At 71.2% G+C, this 15,039-nt stretch carries 16 protein-coding genes; 10 read left to right on the top strand and 6 right to left on the bottom strand.

Annotated elements, in window-relative coordinates; translation table 11 throughout:
* The first annotated feature begins 122 nt into the window (after positions 1-122).
* The 3 genes from JHY01_RS15575 to JHY01_RS15565 are packed head-to-tail and all read left to right on the top strand — an operon-like array spanning position 123 to position 2,387.
* Positions 123-1,460: a folylpolyglutamate synthase/dihydrofolate synthase family protein gene (locus tag JHY01_RS15575; RefSeq protein ID WP_240192836.1), complete on the top strand. Its 1,338-nt coding sequence runs from the start codon at positions 123-125 to the stop codon at positions 1,458-1,460.
* Entirely contained in the window at positions 1,453-1,866 is a 414-nt protein-coding gene (locus JHY01_RS15570) for a DUF4233 domain-containing protein (RefSeq protein ID WP_205326578.1), read from the top strand. The genes JHY01_RS15575 and JHY01_RS15570 overlap by 8 nt, the downstream gene beginning before the upstream one ends.
* A complete protein-coding gene (locus JHY01_RS15565) occupies positions 1,863-2,387 on the top strand; it encodes a GNAT family N-acetyltransferase (protein WP_205326577.1) in 525 nt (174 codons plus the stop codon). Before JHY01_RS15570 ends, JHY01_RS15565 begins: the two co-directional genes overlap by 4 nt.
* Here the strand turns inward: JHY01_RS15565 and JHY01_RS15560 are convergent.
* Both JHY01_RS15560 and JHY01_RS15555 read right to left on the bottom strand, forming a co-directional pair.
* Positions 2,384-2,632: a hypothetical protein gene (locus JHY01_RS15560; RefSeq protein WP_205326576.1), complete on the bottom strand. Its 249-nt coding sequence runs from the start codon at positions 2,630-2,632 to the stop codon at positions 2,384-2,386. The genes JHY01_RS15565 and JHY01_RS15560 overlap by 4 nt on opposite strands.
* A gap of 30 nt (positions 2,633-2,662) precedes the next feature.
* Positions 2,663-2,863 carry a hypothetical protein gene (locus tag JHY01_RS15555; RefSeq protein ID WP_205326575.1) on the bottom strand — a complete coding sequence of 67 codons (201 nt, stop codon included), beginning with the start codon at positions 2,861-2,863 and terminating at the stop codon, positions 2,663-2,665.
* A gap of 206 nt (positions 2,864-3,069) precedes the next feature.
* Between JHY01_RS15555 and JHY01_RS15550 the strand changes: the two genes are divergently transcribed.
* The 4 genes from JHY01_RS15550 (at position 3,070) to JHY01_RS15535 (ending at position 7,954) form a co-directional block, all read left to right on the top strand.
* Entirely contained in the window at positions 3,070-4,935 is a 1,866-nt protein-coding gene (locus JHY01_RS15550; protein WP_205326574.1) for an SCO2524 family protein, read from the top strand.
* Positions 4,936-4,937: 2 nt separating this feature from the next.
* On the top strand, positions 4,938-5,882 hold the full coding sequence (locus JHY01_RS15545; protein WP_205326573.1) for an SCO2523 family variant P-loop protein: 945 nt from the start codon (positions 4,938-4,940) through the stop codon (positions 5,880-5,882).
* A gap of 16 nt (positions 5,883-5,898) precedes the next feature.
* Positions 5,899-6,894 carry an SCO2522 family protein gene (locus JHY01_RS15540; RefSeq protein ID WP_205326572.1) on the top strand — a complete coding sequence of 332 codons (996 nt, stop codon included), beginning with the start codon at positions 5,899-5,901 and terminating at the stop codon, positions 6,892-6,894.
* A gap of 577 nt (positions 6,895-7,471) precedes the next feature.
* The gene (locus tag JHY01_RS15535) at positions 7,472-7,954 is read left to right on the top strand and encodes a hypothetical protein (protein WP_205326571.1); all 483 of its coding nucleotides are present in this window, start codon (positions 7,472-7,474) and stop codon (positions 7,952-7,954) included.
* Positions 7,955-8,558: 604 nt separating this feature from the next.
* Here the strand turns inward: JHY01_RS15535 and JHY01_RS15530 are convergent.
* The gene (locus JHY01_RS15530; protein ID WP_205326570.1) at positions 8,559-9,578 is read right to left on the bottom strand and encodes an SCO2521 family protein; all 1,020 of its coding nucleotides are present in this window, start codon (positions 9,576-9,578) and stop codon (positions 8,559-8,561) included.
* A gap of 41 nt (positions 9,579-9,619) precedes the next feature.
* Entirely contained in the window at positions 9,620-11,221 is a 1,602-nt protein-coding gene (locus JHY01_RS15525) for a glyoxalase/bleomycin resistance/dioxygenase family protein (protein ID WP_205326569.1), read from the bottom strand.
* Positions 11,222-11,306: 85 nt separating this feature from the next.
* Between JHY01_RS15525 and ndk the strand changes: the two genes are divergently transcribed.
* Positions 11,307-11,756, top strand: a complete 450-nt coding sequence (gene ndk, locus JHY01_RS15520) for a nucleoside-diphosphate kinase (protein WP_205326568.1) — start codon at positions 11,307-11,309, stop codon at positions 11,754-11,756.
* 53 nt (positions 11,757-11,809) lie between these two features.
* Here the strand turns inward: ndk and JHY01_RS15515 are convergent, their stop codons facing one another.
* Together JHY01_RS15515 and JHY01_RS15510 are read right to left on the bottom strand one after the other, a co-directional pair.
* Positions 11,810-12,418, bottom strand: coding sequence for an NTP transferase domain-containing protein (locus tag JHY01_RS15515; RefSeq protein WP_205326567.1), 609 nt, complete (start codon positions 12,416-12,418; stop codon positions 11,810-11,812).
* 38 nt (positions 12,419-12,456) lie between these two features.
* Entirely contained in the window at positions 12,457-13,974 is a 1,518-nt protein-coding gene (locus JHY01_RS15510) for a PucR family transcriptional regulator (protein ID WP_205326566.1), read from the bottom strand.
* A gap of 243 nt (positions 13,975-14,217) precedes the next feature.
* On the opposite strand from JHY01_RS15510, the gene uraD reads away from it, so the two are divergent.
* Positions 14,218-14,712, top strand: a complete 495-nt coding sequence (gene uraD / locus JHY01_RS15505; protein WP_205326565.1) for a 2-oxo-4-hydroxy-4-carboxy-5-ureidoimidazoline decarboxylase — start codon at positions 14,218-14,220, stop codon at positions 14,710-14,712.
* On the top strand, positions 14,709-15,038 hold the full coding sequence (gene uraH, locus JHY01_RS15500; protein ID WP_205326564.1) for a hydroxyisourate hydrolase: 330 nt from the start codon (positions 14,709-14,711) through the stop codon (positions 15,036-15,038). Before uraD ends, uraH begins: the two co-directional genes overlap by 4 nt.
* The last annotated feature ends 1 nt before the right edge of the window (position 15,039 follow it).

Raw genomic sequence — 15,039 nt, 5'->3', positions numbered from 1 at the left:
GCGAACCCCGGCGCCGCTCTACGGAGGGGCTTATGGCGGTGGCGCCCCCCGGCGGGGGGGCCCGCCTCCCTCGACACAGCGCCAATTTATGGCTCGCAAGCTTCGCCAAGAGGGGGATAAGGTTGAACGCCGAACTGGCGCAAGTCGAAGCGCTTCTGGAGGCCCGCGGGTTCTCCCGCTGGGACTTCACGCTCGACCGCATCAAGCAGCTGCTCGACATGATGGGCGACCCGCAGCGGGCCTTCCGCTCGGTGCACGTCACCGGCACCAACGGCAAGACCTCGACCTCGCGGATGATCGAGCGGCTCCTGCGCGGGCACGGCCTGCGCACCGGCATGTTCACCTCGCCGCACCTCAACTCGGTGAACGAGCGCATCTCGATCGACGGCGAGCCCATCAGCCCTGACAAGCTCGCCGCCCAGTACTACGAGATCGCGCCGCTGGCCGAACTCGTCGACCGCGAGGCCTCCGAGCCGCTCACCTACTTCGAGATGACGGTGGCGCTCGCCATGGGCGCGTTCGCGGACACGCCGATCGACGTCGGCGTGATCGAAGTGGGCCTCGGCGGCGAGACCGACTCGACGAACGTGCTGAACGCCGAGGTCGCGGTCATCACCCCGATCGGGATCGACCACACGAAATGGCTCGGCGAGACCCTCGCCGAGATCGCGACGATGAAGGCCGGGATCGTCCACGAGGGCTCGACGCTCGTCACCTCGACGCAGGAGCGCTCTGCGATGGAGCCGCTGTTGCGCCGCGCCAACGCCGTCGGTGCGAAGCTCGTGCCCGAGGGCCGCGGCTTCGAGGTCACGGCCCGCGAAGTGGCCGTCGGCGGGCAGCTCATCACCATCGAGACCCGCGCCGCCCGCTACCAGGACCTGTTCCTGCCGCTCCACGGTGAGTACCAGGCCCACAACGCCGCGCTGGCGCTGGCCGCCGTCGAGGTCCTGCTGGGCGCGGGTGAGCCGAAGGCCCTCGACGCCGAGGTGGTCGGCGAGGCGTTCGCCGAGTTCAGCTCGCCCGGCCGCCTCGAGGTGGTGCGGACCGCGCCGACGGTGATCCTCGACGCCGCGCACAACCCGGCGGGCATGGAGGCCATGGTGAAGGCCGTGGAGGAGGAGTTCAACTTCCGCAAGCTCGTCGGCGTGGTCGGGATGCTGGCGGACAAGGAGACCGACCACATGCTCGAACTCCTCGAGCCGCTGCTCGACGAGATCGTGGTGACGAAGTCCTCTTCGGACCGGGCGATGCCCGCGGCGACGCTCGCGAAGATCGCGAAGGAGGTCTTCGGCGAGGAGCGCGTCACGGTCCTCCCGCACCTGTCGGACGCGATCGCGCGCGGGATCGAACTCGCCGAGGAAGCCGACGACATCTACGAATCGGGCGGCGGCGTCCTCGTCACCGGCTCGGTGTTCACCGTCGCCGACGCGCGCCAGCTCCTGGTGGGCCGCCGTGGCTGACAACGACGGGCATGTGACTCCCGAAGAGGCCGAAGAGCCCTGGACCGAGCCCGAGGAGGGCCGCTCGGGTCTGCGCGACCCTGACCGCGCCGCCCGCAGCCTCGGGGCGATGGCGTTGAGCTTCGAGGCGCTGGCGCTGCTGCTGGCGATCGTGCCGTTGCGGATGATCCTGGACGACGCGACGCTCGCGATCACCGCGGTGCTGGTCCTCACCGTCGCGTGCATCGTCTTGGCGGGCATGATGAAGCGCCCCTGGGTCTGGAAAGCGGGTGCCTTGGTGCAGCTCGCCTTGATAGCCTGCTGGCCCTTGCATTGGGCCTTGGGCGTGGCCGGGATCGTGTTCGGCCTCGTATGGGCCTACTGCTGGTATGTGAAGGTCGCGCTCGGAAAGCCGCCGAAGCGATGACGCTCGAACTGCGAACGGAGCGGCTCCTGCTGCGTCCCTTGGCGAGCGGTGACGCCGAAGCGCTCGCCGAGATCAACGCCGATCCGGAGGTCATGCGCTACATCGGGAGCGGCGAGCCGCGCGATCGCGAGCAGACGGAGGCGCTGGTCGCGAAGGCGGCGGCGCACTGGGACGTGCACGGCTGGGGCACTTTCGCGGTGCGCGAGAACGATACCGGCGACCTCGTCGGCCTCGGCATCCTCGCGACCCCGTCGTTCCTGCCGGAGATCCTGCCCGCGACCGAGGTCGGGTGGCGGATCGGGCGCGACCGCTGGGGCCGCGGCTACGCGCCCGAGGCGGCGCGGGCCGTGATGGGCTTCGCGTTCGGCGAGCTCGGGCTCGACCGCGTCGTCTCGTGCATCCACAGCGAGAACGCCGCTTCGATCCGCGTGGCCGAGAAGCTCGGCATGAGCCTGGAGCGTGAGACGATCGTCCCGGGCCACGAGGTCCCCTGCAGCGTCTACGGACTGCAGGCCGACTAGCAGCTCGAGCCGCCGGAGTCGCCGCCGCTGAAACCGCCGCCCGAGTCGCCGCTGTAGCTCGGGCCGCAGTCGCCGGAGCCGCCGGAACTCGAACCGCCCCAGCCCACGCCGTTGCTGTTCGCGCTGCCGTCGTGGCCGCTGTGGTGATGGCGCCGACCGTGCGACGAGGAGCGGGAGGCCACGGACGCGATGGTGACCACCACGGCTATGACGACGAGGATGACGAGGAAGACGGCACCGTCCATCAGGACTCCCTGCGGTAGAGATTCGAGGATTCAGCGTACTGCCGCGGTGCCAGCGGCGGGGTCCGCGCGGTCGCCGGGCGCGGTCCAGCCGCCGGGTATCGGTTCGCCCGAAGGGGCGCCCTCCGTTTCGGCTTCGCGGCGGCGCCTGCGGCGGTGGTCGAGGATGCCCGTCACGACGGCGGCGGCACCGATGGCGCCGACGATCACTCCTGCCAGGACCAGTTCGACCATCGCGACTCCTTGCGCCTGAAGGGTACCGGTACGCCCGGTTTGCCGACCCTACCCATAGGACGCTCGAAGGCCCCGGAACGGACGCCCTTGATCTGTCGGGTAACCGACAAAGCACGTTCTGCGAGGATGTTTGCGTCACATGGGCATGCGATAGTGGACCTGTCCGATTCGGCCCTGTGAGCGCTCGGCGGTGATCCCCTGTGAAGATGCAGCCTCGGCAACAGCTCCTCGACATCTGGCGGGCCCAGGTGGCCTACAGCTGGCGACTCCCCGAGGGCGGCGGCGACCGGAAGGTCTGGCACTGGGGCGGGCGCAACCGGTCCGACGCCGTGGGCGACGCCCAGCAGCTGCTGTGCCTGCTCTTCCCCGCGCAGGAGCTCCCCGAGCTCAACTACGCCGACCCCGACGCCACGAGCGACGCCGTCCTCGAGGCGTTCTCCGGGCTCGGCGACGCGGTCGAGATCCCGATCCGGATCATGCGGCTCGTCAAGAACTACATGGAGAAGCACGTCGACGACGAGGGTGTGCCCGTCTACTCCGGCGGCTCCAACATGCACCGCAAGGACCGCAGTCAGAAGGCCAACCCGGAGCAGCGCGCCATCGACGTCACGGAGGGATTCGCGCTCGCGATCCCGCTGTGCCTCGCCTCCCTGTCGTTCCTGGCCGACTTCCGGCCCACCGTCGACCGCATGGGCCGCGGCGACCTCATCCTCGAGCTGGTCGAGGTGCAGAAGGCCATCCACCGGCGCCTCCTCGGCGCGATCACGGGACTCCTGCGCTCCTTCGCGGTGTCCACATTCGATGCCGATGACGACTTCGGCCGCCAGCTCATCGCCCTCATCAACGTCGACGGCCAGGCCGACCGCAAGATCGTGCGCCGCTTCCGCGAAGCCGCCGACGACATCATCGCCACCCTGCGCACCATCACCGTGGGCTCGGGCGGCACCGCGGGCGTCGAGGCCCCCACGAAGCTCTTCGAGATCGGCTGGTCCTGGTCCGTGGTCGAGAAGGCCCCGGACATCCCGGACGTCTCCGACACCTCGACGCAGCGCGCCGGCCGCGCCGACGACGCGCCGTACCTGTACTTCACCGTGGTCGCCCTCGAGGCGATCCAGACCCTCTTCTCGCCCAGGGTGATGCGCCGCAACCTCCTTACGGAGGAAGAACAGCGCCTCGCCCAGTCGCTGCAGCTGCGCATGGACGTGACCCGCCGCTACTGGGCCATGGTCGCCTCCTTCGGCGGCGGCTCGAAGTGGCCGCTCGAGGACGTCCCCTGGCGCACCACCGACGGCCTCGAGTACGACTACTACTCGCTCCTGGTCTGCGCGGTCGCCACCGACAACTTCGGCGCCTCGCGCGGCGGCGACGACGACCTCATCCGCCTCGGCGACGTGCTCATCGAACTCGCCAACCGGGGCCGCATCACCCGCCGCGCCCTCGCCGGGGACCGCGCCATCGAGACCCACTTCCCCGGCGTGAAGGCCGAACTCGCCGGCATCGAGAAGCTCGACGGCCCGGCCATGGTCTGGAACATGGTCGACTTCGCGCCCCTGCTGCTCAAGCGCCTCTACCACGCCGCGAGCCTGCTCGTGACGATCGAGGCGCGCGCGGAACTGCTCGAAGTCGCCGACCTCGTATGGGACCACCTGGCGCGCAGGCGCATCCGCGAAGGCGCGGCCTCGCGCCTGTGGGATCAGCCGAAGCAGGTGTACGGCGAGCTCGTCAACTGGTTCGAGGACCCCTCCTGGCACTTCACGATCCGCGTGGTCGAGGCCATGGTGATCGCCGCCCAGTTCGCGACCTCCGAACCCGCCCGCTCGAGGGGCCTGGAGGACCTGGCGCACGAACTGCTCGTCGAGGCCGAGCACGTCTACGACCAGGAGCTGCTGCGCGGCTCCGGCCACGCCGGTCCCGCGCTCGCGCAGGAGATCCGCTCCGTCGGCCTGACGATCCGCCACGCCAAGGACGTCGTCGACGAGCGCCCCGGCACCGCGTTCGCGCTCGGCGTCAAGGCCCTCATCGACCTCGACCGGCTCATCGCGGCCGGGCGCGACGCCGAGACCGGAGTGTGACGATGCTGCTGTTCGCGACCTCCGACAAGGGCGGCACGGGACGCTCGGTCTCCTCGTCCAACCTGGCGTACCGCCGCGCCCTCCAAGGCGCCAACGTGTGCTATGTGGACTTCGACTTCGGATCGCCCACCGCGGGCGCGATCTTCGCCATCGACGACCTCGAGCACGGCACCTACGGCAACGGCATCCACGAATACCTCCAAGACCTCGCCTCCGAGCCCGAACGCCACTCCGTATGGGCCGTGAGCGACCGCGAGGAACTCCAGGCCAGACCCGACGGCGCGGGCGAGCTCGTGCTCTGCCCCGGTGACGCCGACGGCTCCGAGTTCCCCGGCGATGAGACCACAGTGGACCGATGTGTCAACCTCCTCCAGGAGCTCTCGCGCGAATTCGACCTCGTCATCGTCGACCTCTCCGCCGGCCGCTCCCACGCCACCGAGATGGTCATGGCCGCCACCGCCCGCCCCGAACTCGCCAACCTCCCCTGGCGCTGGATCGTCTACCACCGCTGGACCAAGCAGCACGTGCTCGCCGCCCACTCCCTCGTCTACGGCGAACGGGGCCTCGTCGAGACCAGCAAGGCCCTCGGCGAGGACTACCAGCGCAAGCTCCTCGCCTCGATCCGCTACGTGCGCACCGCCGTCGTCGACCCCGACGGCGCCGACCTCTCCGGCCTCAAACCCACGCAGGTGCGCTGGCTGCGCAAGATCGACGCCGACCTCCACCAGATGGCCGCGCGCCTCAAGCTGGGCCGCATGAACCTGCTCGGGTCGGTCCCGCTCGACCCGGTCCTGCAGTGGCGCGAGCAGATCATCACCGACGCCGACACGGTCACGCTCGACATCGCCAACCAGGAGACCGTCAGGGCCTTCTCCGAGCTGGCGGTGCGCTCCGCCGAGGAGCTGTTCGTGCCCGGCCTCGAGGCCATCGCCCGCGGCATCGATTGAGGTGAGTGAGGTCCACATGACGTACGAAGAGACCAGCGCGAAGCAGCGGACCGAACGCTTCGGCATGTCGCACCTCTCGATCGAGGTCGGCCACCTCTACGCCGACGACCTCGCCCGGCCCGACACCCTGAAGGCCGAGATGGCCTCCGCGGCGGCCTGGGTCCACGGCACCACCGAGGCCCTCTCCAAGCGCCTCGGCGGGCGCCGCCCGCGCGTGAGCACCTGCTATCTCGTCGACGACTACAGCCAGCAGGACATGCCGCCGCCCGAGGAGCTCATCGGCGTCATCACCGAGGCCGCGGCCGACGCCGGGCTGCGCATCGACTACCTGGCGCGCGAATCCGCGTGCGCCGACATGGGGACGCTGCCGCTCGCGGGGCTCGTGGCCGACCGGATCGTGTTCGAGCCGCCGCCCGGCGCGAACGGCTCCCGCCCGGCGGTGGCCCGCTCCGGCTGGCTGTGCAACGGCGTGCCCAGTCCGAAGCCGAAGGGCATCGCGATGGGCGTGCCCGACCAGTGGAAGCCGCCGAGCCAGAACGCCAAACGGGACCACTCGGTGTTCCTCGACGTCGAGCTGTGGAGCGACACCGAGCAGGGGCGGCGCTGGTCCTGCCCGATGCTCGCCGCGGTCTGGCAGCTGCTGCGGCTCGGCGTGCTGCGCAACCAGGGCCGCCGCATCGGCGTGCCCGAGGCCGTCGCCGAGATCGTGCCCGACGAGCACGGCCACGACCCCGACCGGCCCTCGCGGGCGCGCTTCCCCGAGACCTGGGCGGCGATGCCGCCGATCCTGCAGCTGGAGCCGAAGGCGTTCCCGTTCCCCGCCTACCGCACGGTCTCGATCCTCTCGGTGAACTACCTGGAGGTCGAGCACGCGGTGCGGGTCATCTGCGGTTCGGTGCGGCCCGAGGCGAGCGCGATCGAGATCATCCGCAAGTCGGCCGAGCGGGAGGGCCTGGTCCTCCCCGATGAGCTCGTCGATCGGCTCAGCTACATCTTCCAGGGCCCGCTTTAAAGCGTGTTGGTCCTGATTCGGTGAATTGGGGTGGACAGGCGAGTCGCGCGTGAGGCTCGCTCGGTGCGTATCCCAGCGATCTGACTGCGCCTTCTTCGCATGCCGCTCGACCCTGGTCGCCGACCGGGTCGGGGTGCTCGCTCAGACATGGTTCTTGCAGCCGGGACGGCGGCCTGCGCGGGCGATGGCAGCGGGAGTGAATCCGGGGTGCGATCTGTCGTGAGGGTTGGTTGCCGGTCGCGGTCAAAGCAGTCAGCGACAAGACGGCGGGGGAGGGGATCCGGGGTGCGATGCCGCCGTGCGGGCTGGTTGCCGGTCGCGGTCAAAGCGATCAGCGACCGAACGGCGAGGATGAGGTCTGGGGTGCGATGCCGCCTTGAGGGCTGGCTGTCGGTCGCGGTCAAAGCGATCAGCGACTGCGAGGTGGCGAGATTCGGATGTGTTGCCGTCATTGAGGCGGGATTCGGGACACGGGCCGATCGTTGCCATCGGCCGAACTCGCCGAGTCCGGCCCGACGTCGCAGCGATCGGGTGGTCGGCGACGAGGGAGTCGCCGGTCGACGGGATCGGCCCGGACATGATCGTGCTCGTGAGCATGGTCGTGCTCGTGCTCGTGCTCATGTGCATGGTCGTGGTCCTCATGCGCCTGGTCGCCTCCTTCCCGCTGCTCTACTTGCTTCCCTCGCTGGCCCTGCTGACCTTGCTTCGGCTTGGTTCCGGCCCTTCAGCTTTCACCTGGCCGCGCGCCGTTCCTGCCGGGGACGGGCGCTATTGCCTGCCGTCCCTGAGGCAGTGGTGCGGCCTCCCGGTGGTCTTCCGGGTGGATGCCGGTGGCGGGTTCGCCTCCCGAGGATCGCTTGCCGTTCCTCGGGATCCGTCCTGCAGTCGCGCGGGCTTGCGGGCGCGGCGCTGCCGGGACGGGGTGGTGCTCGCCATGGACGTGCTGGTGCTGCCCGGGCCGAGTCCTGTAATGCTCGGTCTGGCTTCGCCCCTCACGCTGGCGGGTCGTGCTCGAATCGCAGGTGCCCCCGTGTGGGGCGCTGCCTTCTGGTTGGGGTGATCCCAACTAGGATCGTCCACCCAGTCACGGCCCATCGGGGGCGCGGACAGCTGCGGGCGATGGCACGGGGGTGAGATCGGACGCCTCCAGTGGAGGAGCACCCTGGCTTGCGGGGTCGTCGCCTCGAAACAAGTCGGTTTGTCGGATCGGCCAGAGGCTTGTCGTAGTCTGCTTACACCTACCCCGACACCTGTACCAGTTTCCTGTCCCTGTACGTACCTCAATTGTCCCTCATGCAGCCCCCGACTGTCATCACCCACAGGTGGAGAACCTCCTCATGTTCCGATCCGAACTGACTGGGCTACAAGCAGACTGGGCTGCCGCTCCCCGCGCTCGGGCGTGTCACCGCCCGCCCTGCCCGCCCATCTGACCCGAGCTCCGGCAGCCTGCCTCACCCCGCCACGCGCCTTTTCGTCGCTGCCAGGTTTGAGCGCAACCCACTCCGCACCGGTAGACCCTCTGTCAGGGCGGGAAGTCGTGTGGGAGGTAGGCCAGCGCCGAGGTAAGCGGCCCGTTCGCGCTCGTCATACCTAGCAAGACGAGCGAGCCTCGGATGAGACTCGCTCGACCGACCCGATGCACCAGATCGGGACCAAGGGCTCTCTCAGCGGTAGGCGCCGCCTGAGCCACCGCCCTGGCGCTGCCGCTGCTCCATCAGGTCGAGGATCTGCGCGGCGAGGTCCGCTGCGCCGTAGTCGATCTGGGAGCGCACGCGCTCGGTCATCGTGGTCCACTGCCGGGTGAGACCGGGACGACGTTCCAATGCGTCCCAAAGAAACGCGAGGTCGGGGGAGGTGCGCGCACCGGCCGCCCACAGGTGCAGGAGGTGGTCGACGACGGGCCGCAGCGTGCGCAGCGTGTGCCTTGAGTCCTCGCCGATCTTGGCGAGCGCGATCCTCGCGGCGACGGCGGTGAGCAGCCAGTCGTGGACGGCGAGGTCTTCGGCGGCGGCCGCCACCTCCTCGGCCTCGACCGGGCCGGTGACCATGCGCAGACGCCGCCGGTTGTTGCCCGCCAGGCGGAAAGCGACCATGGCGCCTCTGTCGGGGTCGGTGACCGCGGCCCAGCGCAGCCGGGTGGAGCCGGTCTTGATGGGCGGGCGCTGGTCGAACATGGGGCGGGCGAGCACGTCGTGGATGGAGTGGCGGGCGACGGCGGCGGTGTCGAGCAGTTTCGCGCGGTCGGCTCGCTGCTCGGCGACGAGGTAGCCCTCGGCGAGGCGGTGGGCGTCGAACTTCCCGATGGTCTCGAGCGTGCCGGGTTTCGCGAGGTAGTACGACCACGGCATCCGGCGCGGGTGCTGCGACAGGGACACTGAGGCCCAGGCCGATCCCTGGAGGAGCTGCCCGCCGGTGAGGACCGCCCGCGACGCGACGGAGCCGACGGCGCGCAGCGACCCGTTGCGGTCGTCCTCGTCGGCGTGGTGGCTGTCGGGCTTGGGGCCCAAGGGGAGTCGGCAGTCGATGCCGTGCAGGAGGGTCGGCGAGGCGGTGTGCGGGACGGGCCTCGCCCATTGGACGACGGACTCGCCGACGGCCAGTGACAGGGCGGCGCGGGCCTCCTCGGGCGTGAGGGGGCGCGAGTGCGGCAGCAGCGCGGTGTGGATCTCGCCGACGATGAGCATGGGCGTTCGCTCCGTTCACTGGTTCAGAGAGCGGCGGTTTCCTAGTCGCGCTCCCGGTGCTCGGTGATGGCCAGGCCGTGGCCGTCGGGGTCGCGGAAGGCGGCGGCCCGCATCTCGTAGTTCTGGCCGAGCAGTGCGGTGCGCGGCAGGTGCAGGAACTCGACGCCGGCCTGGTTCATCTCGGCGAACGTGGCGTCGATGTCGCCGACCTCGAAGGTCAGGTGCATGACGCCGGTCTCGCCGGGCGGCGCGTCGGGCCGTTCCCACAGGAGGATCTTGCCGAATCCGGCGTCGAGGATGGCGGCCTCTTCGGTGCGGTCGGCGACTTGGAGTCCCAAGGCGTCCGTGTAGAACTCGACCGATCGCTGGAGGTCGGCGACGATCAGGGTCGCGGCCACGTCCGTGACGTCGGTGCCGCCGAGCCGCTGCTCGGAGAGGAGCAGTTCGGCGAGGTCGTGGGCGGCGGTGTTGCCTTCGCCGGAGGTGCGCTGCCTCGGCGGCGACGGGCTCTTGAGCTTCGTGACGGCCTCGGCGATCGGGCCCCGCGGCGAGGCAGGGTCGGCGGGGGGCGGCACGGCGGCGGCGCCGGTGGCGTCGCCGCCGATCTGGTCGCTGGGGAGGGTGAACGCCCCTGCGGCCGGGGTGCTTCGCGGCGGCGCGCCCGGCAGGGGGCTCCCGGCCGGTGCGTCGTTCGGCGGCGGCGCGGATTCGGCGACCGGTGCCGGCGGCGCGGGCTCGTCGTCCTCGTCGTCGATGAGTTCGGCGTCGATCGGCTCGGCGATGAGCGTCCGCCCGGGCGGCGCAGCGGCTGCGACGCTCGGGTCCGGTTCGGCCGCAACGGGTTCCACGATCACGACGGCCGGCGGCTCCGGCGTTCGCGCCGACTCCGCGGCCTTGGCCTCCGCGCCCTTCGGCGGGGCCGCCGCGGGCGTCGTCTCAGGTCGCGGGGCGGGTTCGAACAGGTCGTCGAGCGAGTTCGACGCTGGTTCCTTCGCTGCGGCGGGGCGCGGCGGGTCGTCCTCGACGATGAGGTCCTCGAGCCGGTGCTGCCCGATGAGCGGCGGGGCCGGGACGGGCTGCGGGAAGCGGCGCGCCGAATGCTCGACGGTCACGAACGCGATGCACCCGGCGAAGCAGGCGAACGCGGTGATGGCGATGCCGATGCTCTGGGCGCCGATCGCCATGGAAGCGAGGAAGCAGGAGAGGATCAGTAAAGTGATCGCGCCGACCGCGTGGGAGGTGCGCCACCGCATCCGCCTGTCGCCGTTGAGGGTCGTGCCGATCGCCTCGCTCCCGGCCGAGTGGTGCTGCCGGGAGTGGAGGTCCTTCATGGCGTGCTGGTTGATCGCCCACCAGCGCGCTTCGCGCGAGCGGCGCTGCTGGTCGAGCATGAGCCGCTGCTGGCGCAGCTGCTCGGCCGTCGCGCCCCGGCCCGCCGGCTGGCGTCCTCCGGTGCGGGGCATGGCCTTGCCGGGCGCGGCCTTGCGGGCGCCCTGGGCGGCCTTCTTCGGGGCGCCGCCTTTCGCGCCGGCCTTGGCGCCGCCTTTCGCGCCTCCGCGGGCGGCCCCGCCTTTCGCGCCGCCCCTGCTGGGTGCCTTCGATGGCCGGGGGGCCGGCCTCGGCGGTTGGCTGCCACGTGCCATGGGGGACACCTCATTCACAACTGGGAGAACCGGGTTGCAACGTGAATCGTACGTGGGTGAGGCAACGGACACAACATCCCTTACGATGGCAGCCAGAATCCGACCGACACTTTCGAGGAGTCCTCCCGTGGCCGAACAGCGCACGCTCGTCCTGATCAAACCCGACGCCGTCCGGCGCGGGCTCATCGGCGAGGTCCTGTCCCGCTTGGAGCGCAAGGGGCTGCGCGTCGAGCAGCTGCGGCTGCGGACGATGGACGGGGCGCTCTCGGACGCGCACTACGCCGAGCACGTGGGCCGCGAGTACTACGAGGGGCTGAAGACGTTCATGACCTCCGGGCCGCTGGTGAGCCTGGTGGTCTCGGGGGACGAGGCGATCCCGGTGGTGCGCAGGCTCGCCGGCGCCACGGACGGGCGCAAGGCCGAGCCGGGGACGATCCGCGGCGACCTGTCCGTGTCGAACCAGCAGAACCTCATCCACGCCTCCGACTCGGAGGAGTCGGCGAAGCGCGAGATCGACCTCTGGTTCGCCTCCTAGGGTGACCGCACCGCTGACGACGTTGGCAGCGGCGCGGGGTCTTGGGTGCGGGATCAGCTGCGGCCCACCAGTTTCGGTGGCGAGGTGGGGCGTGTGAGCGCCTCCAGGTCCGCCTGCGTGTCGACGTCGATCGGGTCGCCCGGGCATGCGACCTCCCGCACGAGTGCGGGGTTCGCGGCCAGGAAGTCCCGCGCGCCCCGGTCGCCCACGGCCCCGGCGGCGATCGCGTCGAGATGCTCGCGCGCGAAGTACATCGGGTGGCCGCGCCGCCCCGCGTAGACGGCGACGGCGATGCCCGCGCCCTCTTCGGCGGCGGCGATGACGCGCCGGACCGCTTCGGGCAGGATGCGCGGCTGATCGACGAGCGTCACGACGACCCCGTCGTACCGTTCCGGGACGGCCGCGAGCCCGGCCTTGAGCGACGTCGAGAGCCCCTGCCCCCACCGCCGGTTCAGCACGGGCGTGAACGCCTCGGTGGCGGCGGCGAGCGCCTGCTCCGCGCCGGCGCCGAGCACGGCGAGCACCTGGCGGCACCCGCCCGCGTGCAGGGTCGCGACGGCCCGGTCGAGCAGGCTGCGGCCGTCGAACTCGGCCAGGGCCTTCGGTCCGCCGAAGCGCCTTCCGGCGCCCGCGGCGAGCACTAGCCCCGCGGTGTTCTTCATGTGTTCCCCCCTTCCATGGTCCCCCTTCGGGACCATGTTCACTCCAGGCTCACCGCGAGGGCGAGGTCCATCCGGTCGAGGGGGTTGCGCAGGTCGCGGCCGGTGAGCTCTTCGACGCGGCGCATCCGGTACCGGACGGTGTTGACGTGCAGGTGGAGGCTCGCGGCGCATTGGCGCCAGGAGCCGTCGCATTCGAGGAAGCGCCGCAGGGTCGGCAGCAGGTCGGAGCGGTGGCGGGCGTCGTATTCGAGGAGCGGGTCGAGCACGCGGGTGCGGAAGGCCCGGCTGACGTCGGCGGGGACGGCCGCCAGGAGCATCCGGTGCGAGACGAGGTGGTCGGGTTCGGCGACGTCGACGCCGCCGGGTCGCGGCTGCGCGAGCGCGGCCGTGTGCCGGGCCTGCTCGAGCGCGCCGCACAGGCCGGCGGGGGAGCGCACGGGGTCGGCGAGGCCGACGCTCACGGCACCGTTCGCGCCGAGCCCTGACATGACCTTCGCGCAGTGCCGGGCCCACTCCAGGAGCCGCGGCCGCTCCTCGGCGGTGCCGGCCGGGCCCGCGAGGACAGCGATCGTCTCGTCGCCGTGGCTGGCCCAGGCGGCGACGGGCGCCTCCAGTCCTTCCTGCGCCGCGACGGCCTCGGCGACCACGACCTCCCGCAGCGCGGCGGGCTCGCCGACGGCCGCGATGACGGTGACGCTCCCTCCGGACGGCAGGCCCGCCGAGCGCATGAGGTGCTCGTCGACGCGGCCCTCCCGCAGGGCGGTGACGAGTTCGACGTGCGGTGCGGGCCGCACCGCGGGGTCGTCGAGTTCGAGCATGAGCAGGGCCGCGAGCTGCTCGGCGACGAGCCGCCGCTCCGGCGGCCACCGCGTGTGGTCGTCGTCGATGACCAGGAACCGTCCGGTGTGGAGTGTGGAGCCGATGCCGAACACCGAGTAGGCGCGGTGCCGGTCCAGGGTCACCTTCTGCGGCAGCCGCTCCGCCGCGTGCGCCCTGGCGACCACGGCCGCCCGCTCGGTCTCGCCGAGTTCGAGCCCGCCGCGCAGCGCGCGTCCCGTCGGCGACAGCACCAGGCATTCCATGCCCAGTTCGGCCCGGATCAGTTCGAGGATCTGCCCGATCCCGTCGGCCGCGATCAGCCGCCGGTGCCGGTCCAGCAGTGACGCGAGGTCCCCCGAACGGCCCACCGAGAGCCGCTGCACGATCCGCTCGGTGATCTCCGCGAACGCCACCGCCGCGTCGACGGCGAACAGCGGCAGGTCGTGGCGCGCGCACGCGTCCACCAGATCCACCGGCACCGAATGGAACTCGGGGTGGTCGCCCGCGCCGAGCGCCGTCACCCCGGCCGCGATCAGGTTGCGCACGTATGTGTCCGAGTCGGTCTCGGCCCGGCGCCACATCAGCCCGGTGAGCACCAGCTCGCCGCCCGTCAGGTACCGGCGCGGGTCGTGCATGTCGGTCGGCACCACCCACCGGATCTCGCGGTCGAGATGGCGGCGGCCCGAGACCAGGGTCAGACCCAGGTCGGGCATCTGCAGCAGTGAACGGAGTCGCATGGTGTGGCCCCCAGGGGTCCAGGCCTTCACAGGCGCGTCGGGACGCGGTAGGCCTGTCCACCATAGCGCCGCCCGACTGCGGTCTTTGGACGATCCTCCAGCATTTAACGGCGGGGAAACCAAGCTTTCATAGCGCAGGACGAAGCCCCCGGCCTCGGGTTTCGGCTTCACTTACCGCACACGGCTTCGTCGTGCGACGGTGAGGGGAACGAACCGTCTTTGAGGCATGGACAGGAGGCGCCGATGTGGACTCTCGGAGCGTTCAACACCGCTGACGCATGGGAAGCGGTCGAAGCGCTCACGGCCTGCTGCGCCTCCCGCGCATGGGCCGAGAAGCTCGTGTCGGGCCGCCCGTACGGCACGGTCGCCGCACTGCGGGCCGCCGCGCTCGCGGGCTTCGACGAGCTCGACGAGGCCGAAATCGCCGTCGCGCACGCCGCCCACGCGCCCATCGGCAAACCCAGACCCGCCGGCGAGGACCGGTGGTCGCGCGGCGAGCAGTCACGCGCGCTGACCGCCGACGAAGCGGTGCGGGCCGAGCTCGCCGAGGTGAACGCCGCGTACGAGCGGCGCTTCGGCCGGGTCTTCCTCATCTGCGCGACCGGCCTCACGGGCGAGGAGATCCTCGCCGAAGCCAAGCGCCGCCTTGGGAACACCGACGCGGACGAGCACCGGGAAGCGGTCGCGGAACTGCGCAAGATCGTGGCGCTGCGACTCGAGAAGGCGGTGCGGCCGTGAGCGATCCGTGCACCGTCTCCTCCCACGTCCTCGACGCCGCGGCGGGCCGCCCCGCCGAAGGCGTCCTCGTCACCCTCCTCAAACAGGAAGCCGATGCGCTCACCCCGGTCGCCTCGGCCCCCACGGACGCCGACGGGCGCGTCGCGGGCTGGACCACCACGCCCGGCCCGCACCGGCTCCGGTTCGACACCGGCGCCTGGTTCGCGGCCCGCGGGACCGCCACGTTCTACCCGGAGGTCGACATCAGCTTCACCGCCGCCCCGGGCCACAGCCACGTGCCGCTGCTGCTGAGCCCCTTCGCCTACTCCACGTACCGGGGGAGCTAGC

The sequence above is a fragment of the Glycomyces sp. YM15 genome (genome assembly GCF_016918015.1).
GTDB lineage: Bacteria > Actinomycetota > Actinomycetes > Mycobacteriales > Micromonosporaceae > Glycomyces.
Note: the sequence above shows the minus strand (reverse complement) of the source record. Positions and strands in the feature narration are given on the sequence as shown.

What these genes read in the sequence shown, in the direction of transcription:
- JHY01_RS15565 (WP_205326577.1), top strand. Translation starts at nt 1,863, where the DNA reads ATGACGCTCGAACTGCGAACGGAGCGGCTCCTGCTGCGTCCCTTGGCG.
- JHY01_RS15560 (WP_205326576.1), bottom strand. Translation starts at nt 2,632, where the DNA reads ATGGACGGTGCCGTCTTCCTCGTCATCCTCGTCGTCATAGCCGTGGTG.
- JHY01_RS15555 (WP_205326575.1), bottom strand. Translation starts at nt 2,863, where the DNA reads ATGGTCGAACTGGTCCTGGCAGGAGTGATCGTCGGCGCCATCGGTGCC.
- JHY01_RS15550 (WP_205326574.1), top strand. Translation starts at nt 3,070, where the DNA reads ATGCAGCCTCGGCAACAGCTCCTCGACATCTGGCGGGCCCAGGTGGCC.
- JHY01_RS15545 (WP_205326573.1), top strand. Translation starts at nt 4,938, where the DNA reads ATGCTGCTGTTCGCGACCTCCGACAAGGGCGGCACGGGACGCTCGGTC.
- JHY01_RS15540 (WP_205326572.1), top strand. Translation starts at nt 5,899, where the DNA reads ATGACGTACGAAGAGACCAGCGCGAAGCAGCGGACCGAACGCTTCGGC.
- JHY01_RS15535 (WP_205326571.1), top strand. Translation starts at nt 7,472, where the DNA reads ATGATCGTGCTCGTGAGCATGGTCGTGCTCGTGCTCGTGCTCATGTGC.
- JHY01_RS15530 (WP_205326570.1), bottom strand. Translation starts at nt 9,578, where the DNA reads ATGCTCATCGTCGGCGAGATCCACACCGCGCTGCTGCCGCACTCGCGC.
- JHY01_RS15525 (WP_205326569.1), bottom strand. Translation starts at nt 11,221, where the DNA reads ATGGCACGTGGCAGCCAACCGCCGAGGCCGGCCCCCCGGCCATCGAAG.
- ndk (WP_205326568.1), top strand. Translation starts at nt 11,307, where the DNA reads ATGGCAGCCAGAATCCGACCGACACTTTCGAGGAGTCCTCCCGTGGCC.
- JHY01_RS15515 (WP_205326567.1), bottom strand. Translation starts at nt 12,418, where the DNA reads ATGAAGAACACCGCGGGGCTAGTGCTCGCCGCGGGCGCCGGAAGGCGC.
- JHY01_RS15510 (WP_205326566.1), bottom strand. Translation starts at nt 13,974, where the DNA reads ATGCGACTCCGTTCACTGCTGCAGATGCCCGACCTGGGTCTGACCCTG.
- uraD (WP_205326565.1), top strand. Translation starts at nt 14,218, where the DNA reads ATGTGGACTCTCGGAGCGTTCAACACCGCTGACGCATGGGAAGCGGTC.